The 20,572-nt window shown below is 53.6% G+C and carries 25 protein-coding genes; 5 read left to right on the top strand and 20 right to left on the bottom strand.

The window, feature by feature from the left end; all coding sequences use genetic code 11:
* Positions 1–106 precede the first annotated feature (106 nt).
* On the bottom strand, positions 107–709 hold the full coding sequence (locus tag DFK18_RS00495) for a TetR/AcrR family transcriptional regulator (RefSeq protein ID WP_114416247.1): 603 nt from the start codon (positions 707–709) through the stop codon (positions 107–109).
* 119 nt (positions 710–828) lie between these two features.
* Here DFK18_RS00495 and DFK18_RS00490 point away from each other — a divergent pair, with 119 nt between their 5' ends.
* The 3 genes from DFK18_RS00490 to DFK18_RS00480 all read left to right on the top strand — a co-directional run bounded on the left by DFK18_RS00490 (position 829) and on the right by DFK18_RS00480 (position 4,986).
* A complete protein-coding gene (locus DFK18_RS00490; RefSeq protein WP_114416246.1) occupies positions 829–2,010 on the top strand; it encodes an acetyl-CoA C-acyltransferase in 1,182 nt (393 codons plus the stop codon).
* Between the two features lie 124 nt (positions 2,011–2,134).
* Entirely contained in the window at positions 2,135–4,171 is a 2,037-nt protein-coding gene (locus tag DFK18_RS00485; RefSeq protein WP_114416245.1) for a lytic transglycosylase domain-containing protein, read from the top strand.
* Positions 4,172–4,224: 53 nt separating this feature from the next.
* Entirely contained in the window at positions 4,225–4,986 is a 762-nt protein-coding gene (locus DFK18_RS00480; RefSeq protein WP_114416244.1) for an RNA methyltransferase, read from the top strand.
* On the opposite strand, the gene DFK18_RS00475 is transcribed toward DFK18_RS00480, so the two are convergent.
* Positions 4,980–5,189 (bottom strand): hypothetical protein, encoded by a 210-nt coding sequence (locus DFK18_RS00475; RefSeq protein ID WP_114416243.1) that lies wholly within the window; start codon positions 5,187–5,189, stop codon positions 4,980–4,982. The genes DFK18_RS00480 and DFK18_RS00475 overlap by 7 nt on opposite strands.
* Before the next feature lie 97 nt (positions 5,190–5,286).
* On the opposite strand from DFK18_RS00475, the gene DFK18_RS00470 reads away from it, so the two are divergent.
* Both DFK18_RS00470 and DFK18_RS00465 read left to right on the top strand, forming a co-directional pair.
* Entirely contained in the window at positions 5,287–6,255 is a 969-nt protein-coding gene (locus tag DFK18_RS00470; protein ID WP_114416242.1) for a DUF1853 family protein, read from the top strand.
* A 261-nt stretch (positions 6,256–6,516) separates the two neighbouring features.
* On the top strand, positions 6,517–6,852 hold the full coding sequence (locus DFK18_RS00465; protein WP_114416241.1) for a thioredoxin family protein: 336 nt from the start codon (positions 6,517–6,519) through the stop codon (positions 6,850–6,852).
* Between the two features lie 188 nt (positions 6,853–7,040).
* Here DFK18_RS00465 and DFK18_RS00460 read toward each other — a convergent pair whose 3' ends face one another.
* The 18 genes from DFK18_RS00460 to DFK18_RS00380 form a co-directional block, all read right to left on the bottom strand.
* Entirely contained in the window at positions 7,041–7,802 is a 762-nt protein-coding gene (locus DFK18_RS00460) for a hypothetical protein (protein ID WP_114416240.1), read from the bottom strand.
* A 134-nt stretch (positions 7,803–7,936) separates the two neighbouring features.
* On the bottom strand, positions 7,937–8,491 hold the full coding sequence (locus DFK18_RS00455; protein ID WP_114416239.1) for a hypothetical protein: 555 nt from the start codon (positions 8,489–8,491) through the stop codon (positions 7,937–7,939).
* Between the two features lie 558 nt (positions 8,492–9,049).
* Positions 9,050–9,997, bottom strand: a complete 948-nt coding sequence (locus DFK18_RS00450; protein WP_114416238.1) for a hypothetical protein — start codon at positions 9,995–9,997, stop codon at positions 9,050–9,052.
* Complete coding sequence (locus DFK18_RS00445; protein ID WP_162299644.1) at positions 9,994–11,166, bottom strand: U32 family peptidase; 1,173 nt, start codon at positions 11,164–11,166, stop codon at positions 9,994–9,996. Before DFK18_RS00445 ends, DFK18_RS00450 begins: the two co-directional genes overlap by 4 nt.
* 601 nt (positions 11,167–11,767) lie before the next feature.
* Positions 11,768–12,145 carry a hypothetical protein gene (locus DFK18_RS00440; RefSeq protein WP_114416236.1) on the bottom strand — a complete coding sequence of 126 codons (378 nt, stop codon included), beginning with the start codon at positions 12,143–12,145 and terminating at the stop codon, positions 11,768–11,770.
* A gap of 695 nt (positions 12,146–12,840) precedes the next feature.
* Positions 12,841–13,272 carry a type II toxin-antitoxin system VapC family toxin gene (locus DFK18_RS00430; protein WP_178006163.1) on the bottom strand — a complete coding sequence of 144 codons (432 nt, stop codon included), beginning with the start codon at positions 13,270–13,272 and terminating at the stop codon, positions 12,841–12,843.
* On the bottom strand, positions 13,269–13,523 hold the full coding sequence (locus DFK18_RS00425; RefSeq protein WP_114416235.1) for a type II toxin-antitoxin system Phd/YefM family antitoxin: 255 nt from the start codon (positions 13,521–13,523) through the stop codon (positions 13,269–13,271). Before DFK18_RS00425 ends, DFK18_RS00430 begins: the two co-directional genes overlap by 4 nt.
* Positions 13,524–13,614: 91 nt before the next feature.
* A complete protein-coding gene (locus DFK18_RS00420; protein WP_114416234.1) occupies positions 13,615–13,974 on the bottom strand; it encodes a hypothetical protein in 360 nt (119 codons plus the stop codon).
* Between the two features lie 79 nt (positions 13,975–14,053).
* A complete protein-coding gene (locus DFK18_RS00415) occupies positions 14,054–14,695 on the bottom strand; it encodes a hypothetical protein (protein ID WP_114416233.1) in 642 nt (213 codons plus the stop codon).
* Between the two features lie 54 nt (positions 14,696–14,749).
* Positions 14,750–15,403: a hypothetical protein gene (locus tag DFK18_RS00410; protein ID WP_114416232.1), complete on the bottom strand. Its 654-nt coding sequence runs from the start codon at positions 15,401–15,403 to the stop codon at positions 14,750–14,752.
* Positions 15,404–15,426: 23 nt separating this feature from the next.
* Complete coding sequence (locus tag DFK18_RS00405) at positions 15,427–16,257, bottom strand: hypothetical protein (RefSeq protein ID WP_114416231.1); 831 nt, start codon at positions 16,255–16,257, stop codon at positions 15,427–15,429.
* A gap of 96 nt (positions 16,258–16,353) precedes the next feature.
* On the bottom strand, positions 16,354–16,527 hold the full coding sequence (locus DFK18_RS14455; protein WP_162299643.1) for a hypothetical protein: 174 nt from the start codon (positions 16,525–16,527) through the stop codon (positions 16,354–16,356).
* 73 nt (positions 16,528–16,600) lie between these two features.
* On the bottom strand, positions 16,601–17,113 hold the full coding sequence (locus DFK18_RS00400) for a hypothetical protein (protein ID WP_114416230.1): 513 nt from the start codon (positions 17,111–17,113) through the stop codon (positions 16,601–16,603).
* Positions 17,110–18,168: a hypothetical protein gene (locus tag DFK18_RS00395; RefSeq protein ID WP_114416229.1), complete on the bottom strand. Its 1,059-nt coding sequence runs from the start codon at positions 18,166–18,168 to the stop codon at positions 17,110–17,112. The genes DFK18_RS00400 and DFK18_RS00395 overlap by 4 nt, the downstream gene beginning before the upstream one ends.
* The gene (locus DFK18_RS00390) at positions 18,150–18,461 is read right to left on the bottom strand and encodes a hypothetical protein (protein WP_162299642.1); all 312 of its coding nucleotides are present in this window, start codon (positions 18,459–18,461) and stop codon (positions 18,150–18,152) included. Before DFK18_RS00390 ends, DFK18_RS00395 begins: the two co-directional genes overlap by 19 nt.
* The gene (locus tag DFK18_RS14450; protein ID WP_162299641.1) at positions 18,424–18,582 is read right to left on the bottom strand and encodes a hypothetical protein; all 159 of its coding nucleotides are present in this window, start codon (positions 18,580–18,582) and stop codon (positions 18,424–18,426) included. Before DFK18_RS14450 ends, DFK18_RS00390 begins: the two co-directional genes overlap by 38 nt.
* The gene (locus tag DFK18_RS00385) at positions 18,573–19,559 is read right to left on the bottom strand and encodes a hypothetical protein (RefSeq protein WP_114416227.1); all 987 of its coding nucleotides are present in this window, start codon (positions 19,557–19,559) and stop codon (positions 18,573–18,575) included. The genes DFK18_RS14450 and DFK18_RS00385 overlap by 10 nt, the downstream gene beginning before the upstream one ends.
* Before the next feature lie 59 nt (positions 19,560–19,618).
* Positions 19,619–20,563: a hypothetical protein gene (locus DFK18_RS00380; RefSeq protein ID WP_114416226.1), complete on the bottom strand. Its 945-nt coding sequence runs from the start codon at positions 20,561–20,563 to the stop codon at positions 19,619–19,621.
* Between the last annotated feature and the right edge of the window lie 9 nt (positions 20,564–20,572).

The following is a 20,572-nucleotide window of genomic DNA, read 5'->3' as shown; positions in this document are numbered from 1 at the left end:
CGACCCTGGGTCACCTTGCTTTTATTCTTTTCTGTTGCCTGAGCCGCCAGCGGCCTGCCGTTTTATGAAAAACAAAACCACAAGCCGAGCAAGCGCTTGGTTTTAATTAGCCTACTTCACTCGCTGGCATCCCGCAAGCCTTCTCTCGTAAAACCATAGCCACTACCTCATCGGCCAGATCATCCGGATGCAGGCCACCCCCTGGTTGGTACCACTGTACCGTCCAGTTGAGCGCTCCCAATGCCAGACGCCGCTGCAGACCCAGGTCTCCCGACAGCAATCCGGCCTGATGACAGGCCTGCAGGGTCGCTGTCCAATGGCTTTCATAAGCATCGCGAAGTTTTACCAATTCCTGGCGCGAGGCCTCGGTCAGACTCCGCCATTCATAGATAGCAACCACGTGGGCATCCTTGTCTTCCAGCAGAGTGGAAAGATGAGCACGGGCCAGTAACCAGAGTTGCTCACGCGGAGAAGTAGCTTTTTTCAGGGCTGTTTCAGCAATCTGCATGGCATGCTCCATGCCCGACTCGATCACCGAAAAGAGGATTTCCTGCTTGTCCTGAAAATGATGAAACAGGCTGCCGGATTTGATCCCCATGGCATCGGCCAGCATACGTACTGTGGTCGACTCATAGCCCTGATCACAAAAGAGTCTCGCGGCCACGGCGACCAGTTCCTTGCGTCTCTTGGAATTCTTGTTTAACTTCATATTGGTTAACTAGCGCTTGCTTGGTTATGACTTGCGGGTCACAAACTACCCCTAGCCAAGGACCAGGTCAAGCGGCACTCTATAGAAGAACAACCATCAAGAACCAACGAGGTATTTCCATGCAGCAAGATCCAATTGTACTGGTTTCCGGTGCACGTACCGCCATGGGTGGTTTGCAGGGTGCTCTTTCCAGTCTGACCGCTCCCGAACTGGGTGGCATTGCCATTGCTGACGCGATCCAGCGTGCTGGCTTGCAGCCGACCGATGTCCAGGAAGTGATTATGGGTTGTGTGCTGCCTGCCGGTGTCAAACAAGGCCCTGCTCGCCAGGCCATGATGAATGCCGGCATTCCCGTCGCCACCGGTGCCACCACTGTAAACAAGCTCTGTGGCTCGGGCATGAAAGCCGTGATGCTGGCTCATGACCTGATCAAGGCTGGCACCAACGACATCATGGTCGCCGGCGGCATGGAAAGCATGTCCAATGCTCCTCACCTGCTGACCAAGGCTCGCTCCGGTTATCGCCTGGGTCACGGTGAGGTCAAGGATCACATGTTCATGGATGGCCTGGAAGATGCCCGCACCGGCAAACTCATGGGCGTATTTGCTCAGGAAATCGCCGACGATCGCGGCTATTCTCGCGAATCTCTCGACAACTTTGCCATCAGCTCCCTGAAGCGGGCCATGACCGCGATCGAACAGGGCAAACTCAAGGCCGAAACTGCAGCAGTCACGGTGAAAACCCGCAAGGGCGAAGTCACCATTGAAGATGACGAACAGCCTCATCAGGCCAATATCGACAAGATTCCTTCACTGCGCCCGGCCTTCAAAAAAGACGGCACCATCACCGCCGCCAACTCCAGCTCCATCTCTGATGGTGCTTCAGCCCTGGTGTTGATGCGTGAATCCGAAGCCCAAAAGCGCGGACTCAAGCCCATGGCCCGTATTGCGGCTCACGCCACCAACTCGCGTGAACCCAGCGAATTCACCCTGGCGCCCATCGGCTCCATTGAGAAGGTACTGGAGAAAGCCGGCTGGTCCCTGGATGAAGTGGATCTGTTTGAAATCAACGAAGCCTTTGCCGTGGTAACCCTGCTGGCGATGGATGGTCTGGGCATTCCCCACGAGAAGACCAACATCTACGGCGGCGCCTGTGCCCAGGGCCACCCCATCGGCTCCACCGGCTCACGCATTCTGGTCACCCTGATGCATGCCCTCCAGCAGGAAGGCAAGAAGAAGGGGATTGCCAGCCTGTGTATCGGTGGCGGTGAAGCAACAGCTGTTGCTATCGAACTCATCTAAGAAACCGCTAGCGGCTGACTGCCTGCAGACATCCAATCAAAATCTGCAGGCAGTTTTCTCTTCTCTTGTCGCCCGGGTTTCGCTAAGATTCAGGGCATCCGCTTGATCCCCAGAGAAGTAGCCTATGGCAACCCAGGACCGCTTTCCATCATTTGCATTCTTGTCCCACCTGCTCCGGAAAAGCCGCCTGTTTCTGGTTCTTCTTCTGTTATTCTTTTCCTGCATTTCCACTTCCTCGGCCTTTTTCGGCCAACCTCTTTCAAGCGAGATGTCCCTGGCTGAAAAACGTCAGCTCTTCTCCGACACCTACGAGCAGCTTAAACGCGGTCAATTACCCGAGTTAAGCGACACTCTGGTACGCCTGAACAACTACCCTTTAACGCCCTATCTGGAATACCAGCTTTTCCGCAATCAGGTTGCCTATGGCCAGGTCGACGAACAAGCCCTGACCGCCTTTCTGAAACATCACCCTGACACGGCCTTCCAAAACCAGCTGGAAACTGAATGGCTGGAATACCTGGGCAGCCAGGAAGCCTGGGAAGCGTTTTACCAGTATGCAGGCCAGCAGCCTCAAACCCAGGCGCGTCTGGAATGCTACCGACTCCGCGCCCAGGCCGACCAGCAAGGCCAGAGCCTGAGCTGGCTGGAAGCAGCAGCCGAGTTCTGGCGGCAACATCAGCCCCTGCCTGCAGCCTGTGCCCCGCTGGTCGAGCAACTGCAGCTGCTGGGTTTTCTGACTGAAGAGGATTACTGGCAGGCTGCTCTAACGCTGATGCGGGCCAAAAATTCCCGTCAGGCTTGGTCGCTGCGCCACCAGCTTGCAGATCACCAACGCAACTTTCTGGATTTCTGGCGACGCGGGCGGCTTAACCCCGATTACCGCCTGACCGCTCTGGCTGAAGAACGCATCCAGCTACCCCCGGCACCGGATTATCTCCGGGAAGAACTGCTAAACGACCTACTCCTGCGTCTGGCCAGCCGCCAACCGCGTAAGGCTGAAAACCTGGCCCAGCGTCTTTATCAACAGGAGATGCTGTCCCAGGAGCTGGTTTATGCCATCCAGGAAGAAAGAGCCGTACGTTCGGCCTGGGATCTGGATGCCAACACCCTGGAATTGTTTCAACGCCTGCCGGTAGAGCATCGCTCCAGTCGCGGGCGTGAATGGTATGCCCGTACCCTGGTTCGTCTGGGGAACTGGGCTCCGCTGGTTGCCGCGATAGAAGCCCTGCCACCGGCTTTACAGGAAGACAATGAATGGCGCTACTGGCTGGGTCGCGCGCTTCTGGAAAACGGCCACAACCTCCGCGCCAGAAATCTTCTCGGGCAACTGGCTCAAGTACGCAGCTACTACGGCTTTTTGGCAGCCAAAGAGCTGGGGCAGCCACCGCAAATGAATGCCCGGCCGCTCCCCCTGATCGCCGCCTCCATGCAGGAACTCACCGACCGCCCGGGTATCCAGCGTGCCGGAGAACTGTACCTGACCGGTTATATCGAAGAAGCCCGCCGTGAATGGCACTTCACCCTCAGGGATGCCGATGCGACCAGTTGGCGTCAGGCAGCCTGGTTGGCCCGCCACTGGGGCTGGCATGATCGCAGTGTCGATGCCGTCCATCGAGCCGGTGATGACGATGCCCTGGAGTTGCGCTTCCCGCTGGCCCACCTGGAGCAGATTCAGCCACTGGCCGAGGAGGCCGAACTGGATCTGGCGCTGGTCCTGGCTTTAATCCGCAAGGAAAGCCTGTTCAATCCCCAGGCCCGCTCTGCCGTAGGTGCTTTAGGCCTGATGCAGGTGATGCCACAAACCGGTGCCCAGGTATCACGCCAACTGCAGCTGCCCTTGCAACCCGAACGCGACCTCTTGAGACCGGAATACAACCTGCCCGTGGGGATCAGCTACCTGGGCCAGTTGATGCAACGCTACGAGAACAATCCTATCCTGGCGGCTGCGGCCTATAATGCAGGCCCGGCCCGCACCAACCTCTGGCAGCAACAACTGGGTGAAACCACCAGCCCGCGCTGGGTGGAGCAAATCACCTATGCTGAAACCCGTAATTATGTCAAAAGCATTCTGGCCTTTCGTGAAGTCTATGCCTGGCGTCTACAGCAGCAACGCCAGCAGCTGCAACTGGCACAGGGCGACAATCGCCAACCCGAAGGCTAAATGCTGGTAGAATCCGCAGCTTTCCCGACTGTTTTAGGAAGTGATACCCCTTGATGTTTCCCAAGCTACGCGTCGTTCTCGTTCAGACCTTTCATCCCGGCAATATCGGCTCTGCCGCCCGCGCCATGAAAACCATGGGGGTCGAACGCCTCTATCTGGTCAATCCGGTCAGCTACCCCGACCCCGAAGCCACCCGCATGGCAGCTGGAGCCAGTGACCTGTTGGATAATGCAGTCATCTGCGAGCAACTGGATGACGCCGTCAAGGACTGTTCTATGGTCATCGGTGCCAGCGCGCGCCTGCGCAACCAGCTACTTACGGAAGTCACGCCCCGACAGCTGGGTGAAGAGGTCTGCAAGGCAAGTCTGCAGGGTGAAGTCGCTCTGGTGTTTGGGCGCGAGCGCACCGGCCTGCATAACGAGGAAATGGCTTCCTGCACCCACCAGGTGAGCATTCCCGGCAATCCTGACTACTCCATCCTCAATTTGGCCCAGGCCGTTCAGCTGCTTTGTTATGAAGTTTTTACGGCCAGCCAGACCACCCAGCCCCAAGCTGCCGCTGAACAGCGCGACTACCCCACTCTGGAAGCCTTGAGAGGCTTTGAAGGGCATCTGGAAAAAGCTCTGGAAGCCAGCGGCATGTTAAGAGGGGCTTCGCATAAATCCCTGGATCGGCTCAGCACCCTCTTTCGTCGTGCCCGTCCGGATATTCAGGAACTGGGATTACTGCGCAGCATGATCAGTCGGATGGAAAAACTGGGCCGGGCCCAACAGGCCAGAGAAGCAGAAGACAAACCGCCGGCAGACTCTCACTGAGGCTCGATGCGCAGTACTCTTTCTTCGCCAAAGCGACTCAGGGCACTGACCACGGCTTTTTGTATCGGCACGCCACCCGGACACAGCATGGTGCAGTTGCCATGAACCATTTCAATACGAAAGATGGTGGCCTTGCTATCCAGATCGTGAGTTTTACTCAACTCCTGAAAAATGGCCTCTTTCTTGGCTTCGGAAACCAGCATGGCTTAACCTCGAAATGCAATCAAAGCGCGCATTTTATCATAGCCCACCTGCAAGGCAGGAGGGTTTGCCAGCCCGTAGATCAGTTGAGGTTTGATCATGCCTAAGCCAAAAGTTTTCTTCTGGGAAGACTATCAGCACCCGCTGGTTAGAGACCTGGCCTGGATTCTGACCACGCCGGATCTAATCACCAGTCCCTGGCCGCAAAAGCCCCTGCCTGACTTGCTAGGATGGGAGAAGACCAGCCTGCAAGACTGGCTTCAGCAGCTGGATCAACACCCAGAGGCTCTGGAAGCCAAGATCCGGCAACTCAGCCGTCCACGTTTGGGTGCTTACCATGAAGCCCTTTGGAAATTTTTACTGCAAACCTCGCCCGGTGTGGAGTTGCTGGCACACAACCTACCAATCCGGCATAACAAACGTACCCTGGGCGAGCTGGATCTGGTCTTTGCCGATCGTCAAACCCACCGCCTTTACCATCTGGAAGTGGCCGTCAAGTTCTATCTGGGTTTGCCCCTGGGGCCAGGCAAGGCGACATCCGCCAGCCGCTGGATCGGACCTGGCGGGATGGATAGCCTCGCCCATAAGGCCAGCCACACCCTCAAACACCAGCTGCCCTTGAGTGACCACCCCTTGGCACGTGAGGCCCTTCAAGCCATCTGCCCGAAGGAGCTGCAATGGACACCCCAAGAGCCGGTGGAAAAATATCTGGCCCTGCCCGGCTATCTTTTCTATCCCTGGCAGGAACACCTGCCCTCGCCTCAGGGCAGCAACCTGGATCACCAACAAGGCCTCTGGCTTTACCACCACCAGCTAGCAGACTTGCTTGCAGAACTAGACCCCCGAAGTCGTGGCCAGCGCCTGCAAAAACCCCACTGGCTGGCGACGCCCAGTGATGAATATTTAATCCCTCTGCAAGAACTGGAAAAACAGCTGCAACAGCAGATAAGGGAAGAAAAGCAACCACTGCTCCTGGCTATCAGGCAAGCGGATCAAGGCTGGCTCAGATGCTTTCTGGTACCCGACGACTGGCCACACAAGATCCCCCTACCGCCCAGGGACAGATAAAAGCTGACACAGGAGGTCAACCTCACTAAAATACAATCCTCCTAATCAAGCTAGGGAGCCTCTGATCAACGTCACGAGCGCAGGTCAGGGCTGAATTTATTCCTGATATATTCCAGCACTTCCTACATCCGTGTAGGTCACCAGCGAAATTGGCCGAGAAAGCGGAGTTTACATAAAGTAAATGAGCATTTTGAGGTCAATTTCAACGCAGCATCACCAAGCACAGTAGTTAATCAGAGGTTTCCTAGGAAGAAACGCGAAATGCTGGAAATCACCACACGGGAAGATTACCAACGCCTGCTGACAGAAGAGCCTGCCCTCTTGGTACTCTATGGCGGCAAAAACTGTGGTGTCTGCCAGGCCATCAAACCTCGACTGGCAGCAAGCTTTAAGCAGGAGTTCCCGGCCATGACCCTTGCCTACCTTGACTGCCAGGGTGCCAGCCTGCAGCTATGTGCCAGCAACAGCATCTTCTCACTACCGGTGGTTGAACTCAGGTTTGCAGGCCAGCTCTTCTCGCAATTTATCCGCGCTTTTTCTCTAGGCGAGGTGATGGAAGCAGCAAGAAGGCCTTATGAGTTACTGCAAGAGAAATAAGGGCGCTTAAAAGAAGAGGCCAGAACGAAAAAAGCCAGCCCGAAGGCTGACGAGGCAAGATAATTACTCCGCTTAACGCAAGGCCTCAACCTGGCCTACTACAAACCGCCAAAGAATTGAATGATCGCTGGATGCACCTGATGCTGCGTTTTTATCAGTTGTAGCTGGATCTGGGGTTTCCAAGCGGGTCATTCCGGCTGCTGATACCACCACACATGCCTCCTTTTAGGGGCAACCGGTGTCAGAGGAGTCGCCTTGGCAGAGGGGTCCTTGCCTGCCTGGAGTTGCTCAAGGAGCTCCTTGTAAGCTTGCAGGCGAACCGGTTTGAGGCGACGACCTTCCAGAGTCAGCAGGGTTTGCCAGGCATGGTGCTGAGTTTTAAACCTTAAACTAAACGCTACCTTGTCAGCTTCTTCCTTGAAGGACTCTTTAAGCTCGACCCCTCGCCCCCAGCGTTGGCGCAGCAGGCGTGCGACTTGTTTTTTCAGGTCATCCAGGCTGGAAGTCTTTTGCACAGGCTGGCTGGGGAAGAGCCCTGCAAAATAGTGGCGGTAAAAGCCCTCGGTCGCTGCTTTCCAGGCTGCGCTATCCGGGTTTTGATACAAATGAAATAACAGCAGGCACCAGCTTTTATAAGCCGCTTTTTCGGGGATGGGGTCTAGCGGATGCTCGAACCACTGGATTAACCCCGTGCGTTGCGAAAGATCCAGGAGGTGTTTACCGCTGGCAAGGATCTCCTGCCAGGCTTTAAGCTGCACCTCTGGATTCACCTGCCCGATCTGATCCAGAAAATCATAGAAGGTCTGTACCAGCAAAGCCTCACCGCGTTGAAGCTGCACCTGAAGGAGCGCGGAGAGTTCGCCCTGACGCGAAACAGGCAGACGCAGGCGTTGACTGCTCGCCAGTTGCTGTTTGATGGGATTAACGACCTGGTGAAGTTTTCTGCTCATGCGGGATAGTTTACAGCCATTTAGGCTTCAGTGCCGCCTTGTGGAGTAGGTTTAGGGAGATGTAAGTAGAGATGCTCTATTTTAAATAGCAAAAGGCGTAGTGGCTCAAGATATTAAAGCATATCAGTTTATCGTCACATCAGAAGAGATATGAACTCGTGGTTAAAAAGTGATACTGAGTTAAAGTATTCTTCTTGCTCCTCATTATTAAAGGCTTCATCCATCGCCTTGTAGGCAATCTGCTCAAGGTTTATTTTAATGCCGTGGGCATTTCGGGTCGTGTACTGGTGGATGTCTTCAATGAAGCGGTCACCTTCTAATAGGCTCCTTCCGAAGCTAGTGTATAGTCGGTGCAGTGCATTATCATTGCGATTCGAGTATTCAATCAAAAACACATAGAGTTGGTGCTTGTACTCTTCTCTAAAGAGCTCGCGAGTGGGTTCAGGGAGATTAAAGCCGCGTGTATGGGCGATCGCTTCATCGATTTTGTTCATGACATAATCGTCGAGTCTTCGCTCTTGATCGCGCATAAAATCTCTTACAGCGGTGCGCGTCAGGTGGATTAACACCTGCCTTTTCAGGGCTTGAGCTTCTTCATGACGACCTTCATCGTTTAAGCGCTGATAGACGGCTTTGTCTGGATGCACTTCCCAGGCGTCTTCAATGTCGTAAGTGAGGTCGTAATCCATCGCCTGCACAGGGCTGGCAGAGATTCACAAGGTCAGCATGACCAAAAACACCGCCAAAAACGCAGTGGTCACGGGTGATTGAACCGCTGTTAGCCAGCCATTCTGAAGCCGATTGGTGGAGTTACAACGCATAGCCATGTCTCTTAGGTGAAAGCCACAAGCGGGTTGGTGTGTCTTGCCGTACAACCAGAGCCGTTATCTCGCTGCTGCTTGCGGTGCGCCTGCCGAGAACGATCACCATCCAAAGCCAATCAAACCAAGGCGCTTAATTGACGGTGTCCATCCTGAGTAAACCTCAGGCACCGAAGCTCGTCACCTTTTTTTGACCCGCCGTTGACCGCTTCACTTGCTGTCCACCGGGTTGCCGCTTGATCTCCCCTTGGTGCCAGTGAGGGTGATGAGCCCTATAACACCAAGGACAAACGGGTAGTGTTACTGCCAGACCCCAAAGCATCGCGTGCGGGGTTTGCATTCAAAGCAGACTAAGACAGGCGGTGATGGGCTGTCAAGACATTGGGGGCGTGCGGGGGAATAGCTTTGCAAGGCGCTATAACCTGCTTACAACATCGGTTCCCAGATCAGACGATTGCGTTTGTTGCGGGTCACGGCGCTGGGCAAATCCAGCGGTAAAGCCAGCTTGTAGAAGGCGTTATTGCGTTGCAGCAGGTGGCGATGGGTATCCGAAGGCAAGGAAACCGCGGTTTTTTCGCAATAGCGCGGGCAGCTGGTGAGGGGGAAGTGGCCGTGGCGGGCATCATAGTGAGCGGCGGTGTCGCAGGCGCGGGCCAGTGAGAGGTAGCGATAAGGATAGTAGATATCCAGATGCAGGCGCGGCGCTTCTTCACACCAATCCAACAGATGGTTATCGTTATCCAGAGCGACCCGCCCAATCCCCATTTCCTTAAAGGCGGCTCTGAAGGTGGGATCACTGTATTCCGGCAGCAGGCGCAAATGCTGTTGCTGTGCCAGTTGTTCAGGGCTGGCATCGGTGGGTTGGAGTTCATCCACAAACGCCGAGCGTTGCACGCGATGAAAGAGCCGACCGGCAAGGGGCTTAATGCCCTCTTGGGCTTGCACCAAGGCCAAAGCACCCCAGTCATTGACCACCACCTCGGCATCACTGGGCAGGCAGGGAAACAAGGCTTCCATCGCAGCCTGGTTGTGGGCAGTCAGCGGCGGCAGCACCAACACAAGGCGCAGGTGGGCTTGCAGGCAAGCGTCCACCACCGATGTAAGCTGCTCAGGGCTGGGCAGCAGATGTTCGCAGGTGTCGTTACCGTAATAAAGCCCCGTCACCAGCTTCTTCAGCGGTGCCTGTTTGTAAAAGAGTCGCTCACTTTGTTGGGTCAGGATCTCACCGGCTTCCACATTGGCGTGATAATCCAGCGCATTAGGGCTGCCTTGCAGGCTTTTCAGCAACGGCTGGAGATCGGAGTAGCCTTTGGGCAATAGGTCTTGCCAGTGCCGAAACAAGCGGTGCTGGTTGAGCTTGATATAGAGCTTCATGGGGTGGCTTCCGTAGCATAAAGCTGGGCACGAAAATCGGCGCTGGCCTGAGGGTCGCTGTGCTGCAAGCCGTGCAGCACCTCCAGAAGTTTGCGACCGCGCATGGGCACCTTGTAGGAGGTGATGTTGGGCAGATCAGCAAAGGTATCCAGCGCGGCCTGAAGACCGGATCGGTCGAGTTTGAAGTAGGCCGTTTGCGGGTCGGGGGCGACTTGCTGAAGCTGTTGCTGAAAACGGGGGATCAGATCCGCTGCCGCTGGCACTTGAGCCAGCAGGTTGAGGGCGCGATAGCCCAGCAGAAGATTGCGCAACAAGGGTGTGCGGGTATCCTGTACGCGAATACGCGCCACCAGGCGTTGCTGTTGGCTGGTGTCTTGTTCAAACAGCGCCCGATCCAACTGGTCGAGCAGATCGGTTAAGGCCAGGCTCTCCCCTGCCAGGGATTGCATTAACTCGGCACTGGGTTCTTTGTCGGCCAGCAGGCGGGGCTTGAAATCCGGCAGAGCGCGGCGGTGGTGCTGGCGTTTTTGCTGGGCGTAGCCGCACAAGTCCTGCTGGACGACCGAGTCATAGCCATGTTCCACAAAACACTGGGCTTCGCTCAGGCGGCAATGATCACCAAACAAAAACACTTCAAATTGCATCTGCGGCGTCTGGCTGGCGATTTGGGTGATTTCAGCCAGGCTCAGGTCGCGGGGTAGCACGATTTTGCTGGGCTGGTAACGCGCCGCCAGAAATTGAGCCGCAGGCAGAGAGTAGACCCCCAAGAGGTTGGAGAGAATCAGCTGGCTTTGCAGCCCGCGTTGTTTAATCTGCTCCAGCAGGGAGAGGCTGCCGACCACCACGCCATCCACATCCAAGGTTTCGGCCTGATCCAGCAGCACCAACAACTCGGGTTGTAACTGGGCATTGCTCCAGGGGGTGTTGAGGGTGAGGTTAAACACTCCGCCAGCTTGGTGGATCTGCTTGATGATACTTTGCAAAGCAGCCGCATCAGTGAACTGTTCTTTGATGCGATAACGGCGATTGGGTGACAACTGCGCCCCATAGGACTCCAGCCAAGCTGGGGGCAGGTATCCAGCAAAAAACTGGCGCACACCCAGGTTTAACAAGGCGGTGATGTCGCTGCTGGGATCAATTCCCACCATTAAGGGTGCTGTTGGAATCACTGCTACTCCGAGTGATTGAACTGCTACGCTGAAAAATTGGCGGGGACAAGAGGAATCGAACCTCTACCAGGGGGGTTGGAATCCCCTATCCCAGGCTTAGAGTCTGGTATGCTACCGTTACACCATGCCCCCGTGTGAACTTGATATTATAACACAGCTTGGTTTAAGCTCGGGGGTTGCGGGGTTTTGAAGGGATTATCTACCGCCGAGATTGCCGTATATCCCCTAAGTAAATCTATAAATTCATTCTATATAGTGTAGTCATCTAGTATTGTTATAAGCACAGCAGATTACGGTCGAGTGTGAGGGTTTGTCAAATCAGCAGGCTTAACCAAGAGAGTGATGGGACAGCAAGCCTATAGAGGTTTTTTTAGGGCGCAGGGGCGGAGCGTGTATGGGTAGATGGGGTTTGGGTGGGTTACTCTCACTCTAATCGAGCTAGAAGCTCCTAAGTGAAATCCATAATCGCTACACGGTATTTTACTAACTCCTCTGGAGTTAAGACTTCATCCTCTGCCTTGCGAGCAATCTGTCCTAAGTTAGTTCTTATGGAAGATGCATTCAAGGTCGTGTACTGGTGGATTTGTTCGTAAAACTGATCTCAGCTGCCGATTCTGTCTCCCAAGTCACTGTACATACGGTGAAGCCTATTGTCATTGCGATTCGAGTATTCAATCAAAAAGAGATAGAGTTGGTGCTTGTACTCTTCCCTAAAGAGCTCGCGGGTGGGTTCAGGGAGATTAAATCCGCGTGTATGGGCGATGGCTTCATCGATTTTGTTCATGACATAATCATCGAGTCTTCGCTCTTGATCGCGCATAAAATCTCTTACAGCGGTGCGCGTCAGGTGGATTAACACCTGCCTTTTCAGGGCTTGAGCTTCTTCATGACGACCTTCATCGTTTAAGCGCTGATAGACGGCGTTGTCTGGGTGCGCTTGCCAAGCGTCTTCAATGTCGTAAGTGAGGTCGTAATCCATCGCCTGCACAGGGCTGGCAGAGATTCATAAGGTCAGAATAACCAAAAACACCGCCAAAAACGCAGTGGTCACGGGTGATTGAACCGCTGTTAGCCAGCCATTTTGGAGCCAAGTGGTGGAATTTCAACGCATAGCCATATCTCTTAGGTGAAAGCCACAGGCGGGTTGGTGTGTCTTGCCGTGCAACCAGAGCCGTTATCTCGCTGCAGCTTGCGGTGCGCCTGCCGAGAACGGTCACCATCCAAAGCAAACCAAGCCAAGGCGCTTAATTGACGGTGTCCTCCCCAAGGCCTTATCCCCGGGCACCGAATCTCGTCACCTTTTCCTGACCCGCCGTTGACCGCTTCACTTGCTGTCCACCGGGTTGCCGCTTGATCTCCCCTTGGTGCCAGTGAGGGTGATGAGCCCTATAACACCAAGGACAAGCGGGTAGTGTTACTGCCAAGACCCCAAAGCATCGCGTGTGGGGTGAAAATTAAGCCATTAACTTATATCAGCTGAAGCAGGCTTGTCAAACACCCCTTCAAGCAGCATTTGCCTGCTGCTGCACTTAACGCTAGCCAAGAGATACACTAGAATATGGCAGTGAACAGCGGGTGTAGTGTAAGGGTAGCACGCAGGCCTTCAGAGCCTGATAACGAGGTTCCCCCTCGGTGGTGCGGGTTCGAATCCCGTCACCCGCTCCATTGACCAGTTCAGGAGCCTCTAGCTTCCCAAGGGTTGATAAGAGGAACACCGGTCGGCTCAAAATCGACTCGATTGCGGGTCGCTACGGTCATGCCGTGGACTAGGGCGGTTGCTGCAATCAGTGCGTCCCGCTCACCACGCTTGTCGGGGACATGCAATCGGGCGCAGCGTTGCGCCACGGCCGTATCCACCGGCAGGGTTCTCCCAGAGAACTCAGGCAATACCTGATGGTCGAGCCAGGAGCGCAGCAGGGCACCCTGAGTGGCATCTTTACGCTCAATCGACAAGACGCCCAGCTCTAATTCCATGATGGTAATGGTGGAGACAAAAAGCTCACTGGCATCAACGCTTTGCACCCAGGCTGCAAGGTTGGGGTCTGCCTTACCGGCCCGAATTTTTCTCAGTTCAGATACGACATTAGTGTCGAGAACAAACATCATGAAAAATCAGCTGGTTGGGCATTGATGGTCACACGCGGCGGTTCGAAGTCCAAGTCCTCAGCCTCCGGCATTGCCAAAGCATCGGCAAGATTACGACGCTGTTTTGTCAGCCGCTGGTAGTCTTCAAAGCTCAACAGCACATGAGCAGGCTTGCCGCGATCCGTGACAAACACAGGCCCCTGTTTAGCAGCCTTCTTTGCGCGGGCAACATCCTGATTGAGTTCTCGACTGGATAAGGTAGTGATGGTCATGGTGACACCTCCTGCACAAATACTTATGTAGGTAGGTTACTACATAGGCAGCAGAGCTTCCACTAATAGGTGGTCAGTTGGATTCCATTCTTCACGGGCAGGGCAATGCGCCCAGTTGGCCCGTGCCTTTGCACCAAACCTGCCAGCCTTGCTCTTCCAGGGTATCGATAAAAGAATGAGCATCCTGGGTGATATAGATAGAGGTAGTAGCATTCAGAGGCCTCAGCCATCTGGAAAAAACTTCTTCCATTTGAACGCAAAAGCTTTCCGGGTAGCCATGTTTTCTTGCCAACGCAAAAGCATTGAAGCCATCATCATTGCATTTAAAAGGATCAGCTCCCCGCTCAATCAGTTTCAGAATATAAGGCTGACTGTCTGTTTCACAAAAAGCCTGATGAAGGCGATCACGAATCTCTGGTGTATCCTCTGGTGGCTTTGGCCAGGCGGTCATGCAATCTTTCCTCTACCCAAATCCACCTCTTCAAAGGCACCCTTTATGCCACGCCTGCAATGCACCTGTACCTTTTTCCTCATCGGTTTGTTGTCTTCCGGTATTGATTAAAGGCTGCTCTGGCATGCAGGAACTCTGCCCTGAAGGGGGAGTCCTCCGCGGCATAGCCTCCTTCACCACTGCGTCCGATATCACCAAATTCAATGGTATACATGATTTGCCCACTCTCATGAAACATCAGTTGCCAATGCTTGTGTGGATTGGATATGGTGCCACCCGTGCGGCTGACCTCATACATTCGGGTTGCTGGGTTGAAGCGATAGGCCTGCCCTCCCACAACCTTGCCATCTTCCCGTAATTCGAAAAAGCCAACACCCTGGACACACACATAGCCAACCCTGACCCGGCTTATCTCCCGATAGGAACCCCACAAATAGAGAGCAGACAAGCCAGTCAATAGGATGCCAAGATACAGATAAAACTCTTCAAGATTGTCTACATGCCAGCTGTAAATACCAAATAGGCCAAAAAGCAGAAGAAGAAAGAACAAGAAGATCTCCATACCCACGCTAATATTTTTGAAAGCCAACTCTTTTTCAACATTCCGTGGTTGAACATAAACACACCGGCCTAAAGCTTTGGGCGTATCAGGAAGAGGCGTCGGTAACTCGATTTCTTTCTTTTGTTGTTGCTTCTTTTTCCGCTTATTCCGCTTACGCATGGTTTATCCTTTTTTTAGCGAGTAATGATCAAGCTGGGGCGTCTGACCTTTCAGTCATGTGACTGACCTCAGGGGAACCAGCACCAGCGGGGGTTGATCACTGATCAGGTAGGTGGAGCCAAAAATCAGCACATAGACCTGAAGCACCACCCAGTGAGCCAGTAGCGTTTGCAGCCAGTAATAAAGCAGCTTTTCATTCAGTTCGGTCTTGATCTGCTCTCGGGTTTGACCGGCCTTTAACTTCCTGCGGATAAAACCCATCACCCTGGCGTTTTGTTTGCTGCCTGGGCGAAACACCCGCCCCACATCCAGGATCAAAGCAAAAAACAGAAAAACCACCCAGGTGCCTTCCAGCCAAAAGCGTGCCAACTCCACCAGCATCCAGGGGCTGTGTGGGTTCCACTGGGGCTGCACCCAGCCAAAGGCGACGAATAGCTTAATAACCCAAAGCAATAGCAGGGTTGGATAAGCATTCATCATCCAGATGCAAAGGTAACTGCCGGGGTTAAGCCACTTGCTTTTGAAATCGTAAACCTGCTCAAACTGGCGCACTGCCCAGGCAGGAGCCCCCACGAAGCGACCCACGCTGAACAGCAAGTCGGTGTAGGCATCCGCGTGTTTTCTGGGCACCAGAAACAGAAACAAGACTGCAATTATTGGCAGCCAGAACAGCAGGTTCAGGAAGGACTGATTAACCCAGACAGACATGATGTTCCCTTGCTTCGTGGATGCTACTCAAAACGCAGCGCCTTTAGGTGCTGTTCGGTCACTTTTTCAGTTCCCATCCACTGGTCATCTTCAAAAACCCAGGTTCCTCGGGTTAGGTCCGGTTTACCTTCTTCATCGAAATAAACCTGGTAGCCGTTGCGACGGGTATAAACCCAACCCTCTTCGATCACAAAATCCACCTGACTACGGTGCGATAAACGACCGCTGGTATAATCGACGCTGCCCATCAAGCCGCGATCCTGATCTATGCCCCAGATGCGAAAATGAATGTGGCGACCTTTGAAATCATAAAAGGCGTCAATCCATTGCGTTTCCCCTTCTGCATCCTGACAAATCAAGGCTTCTCGCAACACCTCCACCTGGGAGCAGCCTTTCTCAGCATAACGCGCACTCAGCGTCCATTCACGCAGCCTTGCGTCCAGCCATCCAGCAGTCATACCCAATATCAGCAGCCCGGCAACCACCACCGCAATCACCCTGAATGGATGCCTCTGTTTTTTTCGATTGGCTTCATAGGCAACACCTGGCGCAGTCAGTTGCTTGGGGCCAAAATGCAAAACCGCCCAACTGACAAGAATAGCCAGTACGACGGCGTTTTTTTCCTGCGCCCAGCCAACATAGGCGCTGAGCAGCGTCAGAGCATAAAGCAGTACCAGGGTGAAAGGTGAAAACCGAAACCAGCGGCAAGCCAGGAACAGGTAGAAAAACAGGGCACCGGCAAAGAAGAGGCCTGAAACCAGATAGCGCTCATCATGCTGCTGAAAAATCCAGCCAAGAAGCAGGCTCAGAGGAATAAAAGCCAGCGCGGTCTGCCAGGTGCTGAGTGTTCTCATGGGTTAATCTGTGGCTGGTTGGCTTTGTTGAGCCACCCCCTTTGCTTCCTTGAAAAGAGCTAGACACTTGAATCTTATATCACCAGAACAGACTTTTTATTGCTGTTCGGCTGCATGGCAGGCATGAATCCTGTGTAAGCGGGCGCGGTGGATGCGGTTAGCCTCTGACATAGAAGCAGTGACTTTCTCAGCCACTGTTTGCAGTACTTTTTTCATATCAGCATCTGATGACGCCAAAAGCCGAGGTTGTTTTTTTGCATGAGTCGCCATGGCCGTTTCTCCTCAAAATACTTCATTCTTTCACTATAACCTAATAAGCTTTTTAGCTGCCAAGAAATACCAGTCAAAACCCCTGCTGCCCTGCTTCTTCCTGCTTGAATACAAACTGACAGCGCTGTTTGCCGGACAGGCTACGGCTGGTGAAGTTTTTGTTCCAGTGGTCTTGTAAACGCTTGGCCAGTAATTCGCTAGCACTTTCCCCAATTCGGATCATCCAGGCGGTACTCTCACTGACCTTCGCTGCGGTGTTGTAGCCCGCAGCAACCAGGCTGATTTCCAGGTATTCCTGGCGTTCAGGGCAAAGCCCGATCCAGTAACGGCTGTTGGTGCCGGAAGTGGCGATCAGGTTTTCCAACCAACCTTGTTCGCTCAAAAAGTGCATCAACTGCTTTTCAAACTGGGCTGCGGGGTGGTCAGAAAAAGCAGCCTCCTGCAACGGAATGCCCGAATGGAACAATACGGGTGGCTCTGGGGCTTGTTTGGATGGGGGCGCTGAATCCCGCAAAGAGGAATCCTGAGCCTTGCCGGAAAACAGGACTTTGATCTTCTGCAAAAACGAGGGGGCTGAGGTCGTCATTTTAAACTCCCTGGGCGATGGGTCCCTACATCACGCTGGATCAGGGCATTGATTTCCTGCTCCAGTTCTTTTTCTTCCTGCCCGGTCCATAGGCTTAAAGCTGGAATCAAGGCGGCAACCATGCCTTCAAAGTCAGGATCTTTTGCTATTTCCTGCGGGTAGTTTTTACCGTGAAGAGGGGATAAAGGGTCGACGGGAACATCTGAGGTTTCGCCTTGCATTCGCAGGCCAAGCAGATAACCATGAACCCAGTGACTGATCCGGGTATTTCGCACCACGTCCGGGTCAAAGATATGTTCTAACTGGCTCTTTTTGCGTGTTTTATCGACATAGGGTTCGCAATAACGCCAGGCTTCCTTCAGCGACTCGGCGGCTTGACGCAGATGCCCACCTGCCCCTTCCAGGGCAGTAGCCAGTTTGATGCGTTGACGGCCTCGATCCGCTTCGCCATCTTCTTCCAGACCTGCTGCCAGGGCTTCCAATAACTCGGCCAGGGAATCGTAATACAGGTCTTGCATTTTTCCGACCAGTTGATACTGGGGAATGATTTTGCCATGGGCATAAACCTGGCTGCGATGGCGCAAGCCCTTGGCAAAACCAAAAAAATACCGAAACCACTGGGGGTCTTCCTTGAAATTGTGCTGGAGCAAATCGGGACATTGATCGACAATCCGGGTCAGCAGTCCATCCACATCATTTTCCAGTGCCGGATACTCCTGTTTGAACGCCAGCAGAAACTCCAGTAACTCTCGCGGCTCCCCTTCGTTCATGGGAGCCTGATTCGCGTGCTTGAAATATTCCAGAATGGGTGGGGCTGCATCCCTCATGGAAAAACGCTTCAAATCGCCCCGCCCCAGCAACAACAAAAGAGCGGCGGCTTCCAGCCGACGTAGCCGGTAATAATCAACATTCCGCGTATCCTCTTCCTTCCAAAGAGTCCGAGGCCGATCCCATTGATTGCAGTAATCCCTGGTTTCTGACCAGAGTTTACGCAGTGGCTCGTCTTTCATGGCCGGTAATTGTTTCAGCCTGAGTTTTAGTTTTTTTCTGTCCATTGGTTAAACCTGTCCATTAAAGGCTTCAAAATCAGGTGAATAATCTGGCCATAGATATGCAGGATGCCCCAGAGACTCAGCAGCATAAAAAACACCATCAGCCCATCATTGGGTGGTGGATAAAAGCGGAAAATCTGGTTGAGCAGCACAGCATACAGAAAAAAACTTTGCAGCCAGTAGAGGCGGTTTTTCCTGGTCAGGCCGGGGGCTTCTTTTTCCAAAAATTCAGGCAACTGGCTGAGCAGCGGTAAATCATTATTCCTCCTGAAAAGCCGTGACTTCACTGAAATCATAATGACGACCCGCCCACTGGAACGACGGCATTCCCGGCAGATAAGCGAGCGGGTCGCCATCCGTGGTGGTTAAGATTTCAGTCTGCGATTCCCGCCAGTCTTTTTTATGTTTTAAGGCCATTGCAGTTCCTTGCAGTTTGTTTGGTCCTGAAAACAGTTTTGCCATTGCAGGGGCAAGGGCATCAGTGCCAGGGGTGGCGAAGACTGCATCCAGGTACTGAGTTTCTGTTCCATTTTTTCCCGCAGGCGAAGATGGCTCTGGTCGCTGATATACAAACCCTCCAGGGTCTCCAGCATCATTTCGCTGGTTTGCTGGCGATCCAGCTCAAAGGTGTCCACAAAGAGCATCCATTCGTGCAGGCTGGGAAACAGGCGTTGATGGCGTCGGGTGTAGTGCACTTCAAAGTGAATCAACTGCTGCCAGGCCGTTTGTGCTGCCTTGAGGTCACGTCTTTTCAAGGCGGCATCCACGCGGCTTCTTAACAGCCGGGCTTCAAAGTCATCCATCAAATCAGCGCGCGCCGTTCCTTTAAGCGCTTGTTCCAGGCTGCTCGGGTGCCGGTAGATCACCAGCCGGCTGCGACCCGGCAGATATTCCCAGCTGGCCTGGCAAGCTTCCCGCAGACCCACGCCCTGCTGCAGGGTTTCCTGATAAGCCGTCCGCATCTGCTGGTAGGGTTCCAGTGATTCCCGAAACAGCGCCTGCATCCAGGGGCTATAGCTGATTTGCAATTTATGTGGCGTCTTTTCCAGCAGGGCCTCCATCATGGGCACCAGAATGGCGTTTTGCTCGTATTGACGCTTTCTGGCCAGCCTGATTTTATGGGTCAGGTAGGTTCTGGGAGAAAAGGTCAGATCTTCCTGCAAGCGCAATTCCAGCTGATAAGCCGTGCTAGCCATTCGTGAAAAAAAGGCGAATCTTTCTTCGGATTCCTCGCCGTGATAAACCAGCCCACATATTGAAAAGGGGTAAGCTGAATAGGCGGCATCACGCATCTCATCCGGCAGGCTATAGGGATACCAGCGCGGTGGTCGAGGCTCCACGGCGGTCTCAAGTACATAGCGGTGAGCTGATTCGCTTATCAAGCGATCCAGCATGGCAGAGTTCGCCAGAGCAAGGGTCGGAAAGAATAGTAGAAGTAAGTAAAGTCGGTGTTTCATAGGCTCACCCAAAGGCTCATCCCCAGAGTCAAGCCAACAGCCCCCAGGCTGATCCACAGCCAAAGCCACTTTTTAAACCAGCTCGGGTTGGGTGGTTGGGGCAGTTGTCCTGCGATCACCTGGGCTTCCAGCTCCGCTTCGCGCTGTTTTTGTTTGCGTTGGCTGGGTTGCAGCCATGCCCATTGCACCAGTTGCACCATTAAAGTCACCGGCAATAAGATTTGTGCCAGCAGTGAAGGCACTTCGATCCAGAGACTATCCAGGCAGCAGAGTTCAAACCAGCCATTGACCGCAAAGGCGGTGAACACCAGTAGCCCTATAAGAGAGAGGCGGCCAAAGGTCTGGTTGTTATGCGTGAGCTGACGGTCGGCATCTTCAAATACAGGTACCTTAGACAGGAAGGATAGCAACGCCTCGGCATCGGAAAAGGCCTGTAGATTAAAATGCACTTTTTGCCCGCTGGAACCTTTCACCAACAGATTACCCTGCAGTTTAATGGCTTGAGTGACCATCCAGCCGTGTGGGTTGCTGGCATCCTCATTTTGCTGGTCGATCAGGCTCAGTTGCGGTCCTTTTAAACTCAGGGTGTAACGCCCGACCCGCTCTGGGAAATGCTGGGTTTCTCCCTGCTGATAGTGGTGTTGAAGCTGCTGCTGACGATACTCACTGAGGTGATATGCCAGCTGATACAAGCGAGCATAATCATAAGGGTGGCGGGTATCCACGCAGGCAGTGAAGGGTTTTCGATCCGTATGGAAATGAAGTTCAACTTCCAGCAGCTTGCCCATATAGATGTGGTTGACATAGACCTCAGTGAATTTCTGATAAAAGTTTTTGACTTCATCAAAAGGGATGCACTCACCCGCCAGCATAAAGCTGTGTTGCGCAGCATCAACACTGAGCTGGATGGCATGAAGCGTGTTGTGGCTGACCAGAGACATAGGCTCGAC

It is taken from the genome of Marinospirillum perlucidum (assembly GCF_003336805.1).
Classification (GTDB): domain Bacteria; phylum Pseudomonadota; class Gammaproteobacteria; order Pseudomonadales; family Halomonadaceae; genus Marinospirillum; species Marinospirillum perlucidum.
This window is presented reverse-complemented; position numbering and strand designations above follow the sequence as displayed.

Excerpts from the sequence above, each read along its gene's own strand:
- DFK18_RS00455 (WP_114416239.1), bottom strand. The coding sequence starts at position 8,491 with ATGGATTACGACCTCACTTACGACATTGAAGACGCCTGGGAAGTGCAT.
- DFK18_RS00440 (WP_114416236.1), bottom strand. The coding sequence starts at position 12,145 with ATGGATTACGACCTCACTTACGACATTGAAGACGCTTGGCAAGCGCAC.
- DFK18_RS00490 (WP_114416246.1), top strand. The coding sequence starts at position 829 with ATGCAGCAAGATCCAATTGTACTGGTTTCCGGTGCACGTACCGCCATG.
- DFK18_RS00410 (WP_114416232.1), bottom strand. The coding sequence starts at position 15,403 with ATGTCTGTCTGGGTTAATCAGTCCTTCCTGAACCTGCTGTTCTGGCTG.
- DFK18_RS14450 (WP_162299641.1), bottom strand. The coding sequence starts at position 18,582 with ATGGCCTTAAAACATAAAAAAGACTGGCGGGAATCGCAGACTGAAATC.
- DFK18_RS00485 (WP_114416245.1), top strand. The coding sequence starts at position 2,135 with ATGGCAACCCAGGACCGCTTTCCATCATTTGCATTCTTGTCCCACCTG.
- DFK18_RS00460 (WP_114416240.1), bottom strand. The coding sequence starts at position 7,802 with ATGAGCAGAAAACTTCACCAGGTCGTTAATCCCATCAAACAGCAACTG.
- DFK18_RS00405 (WP_114416231.1), bottom strand. The coding sequence starts at position 16,257 with ATGAGAACACTCAGCACCTGGCAGACCGCGCTGGCTTTTATTCCTCTG.
- DFK18_RS00470 (WP_114416242.1), top strand. The coding sequence starts at position 5,287 with ATGCCTAAGCCAAAAGTTTTCTTCTGGGAAGACTATCAGCACCCGCTG.
- DFK18_RS00415 (WP_114416233.1), bottom strand. The coding sequence starts at position 14,695 with ATGCGTAAGCGGAATAAGCGGAAAAAGAAGCAACAACAAAAGAAAGAA.
- DFK18_RS00395 (WP_114416229.1), bottom strand. The coding sequence starts at position 18,168 with ATGGACAGAAAAAAACTAAAACTCAGGCTGAAACAATTACCGGCCATG.
- DFK18_RS00390 (WP_162299642.1), bottom strand. The coding sequence starts at position 18,461 with ATGATTTCAGTGAAGTCACGGCTTTTCAGGAGGAATAATGATTTACCG.
- DFK18_RS00465 (WP_114416241.1), top strand. The coding sequence starts at position 6,517 with ATGCTGGAAATCACCACACGGGAAGATTACCAACGCCTGCTGACAGAA.
- DFK18_RS00480 (WP_114416244.1), top strand. The coding sequence starts at position 4,225 with ATGTTTCCCAAGCTACGCGTCGTTCTCGTTCAGACCTTTCATCCCGGC.
- DFK18_RS14455 (WP_162299643.1), bottom strand. The coding sequence starts at position 16,527 with ATGGCGACTCATGCAAAAAAACAACCTCGGCTTTTGGCGTCATCAGAT.
- DFK18_RS00475 (WP_114416243.1), bottom strand. The coding sequence starts at position 5,189 with ATGCTGGTTTCCGAAGCCAAGAAAGAGGCCATTTTTCAGGAGTTGAGT.
- DFK18_RS00425 (WP_114416235.1), bottom strand. The coding sequence starts at position 13,523 with ATGACCATCACTACCTTATCCAGTCGAGAACTCAATCAGGATGTTGCC.
- DFK18_RS00495 (WP_114416247.1), bottom strand. The coding sequence starts at position 709 with ATGAAGTTAAACAAGAATTCCAAGAGACGCAAGGAACTGGTCGCCGTG.
- DFK18_RS00380 (WP_114416226.1), bottom strand. The coding sequence starts at position 20,563 with ATGTCTCTGGTCAGCCACAACACGCTTCATGCCATCCAGCTCAGTGTT.
- DFK18_RS00430 (WP_178006163.1), bottom strand. The coding sequence starts at position 13,272 with ATGATGTTTGTTCTCGACACTAATGTCGTATCTGAACTGAGAAAAATT.
- DFK18_RS00450 (WP_114416238.1), bottom strand. The coding sequence starts at position 9,997 with ATGAAGCTCTATATCAAGCTCAACCAGCACCGCTTGTTTCGGCACTGG.
- DFK18_RS00420 (WP_114416234.1), bottom strand. The coding sequence starts at position 13,974 with ATGACCGCCTGGCCAAAGCCACCAGAGGATACACCAGAGATTCGTGAT.
- DFK18_RS00385 (WP_114416227.1), bottom strand. The coding sequence starts at position 19,559 with ATGCTGGATCGCTTGATAAGCGAATCAGCTCACCGCTATGTACTTGAG.
- DFK18_RS00400 (WP_114416230.1), bottom strand. The coding sequence starts at position 17,113 with ATGACGACCTCAGCCCCCTCGTTTTTGCAGAAGATCAAAGTCCTGTTT.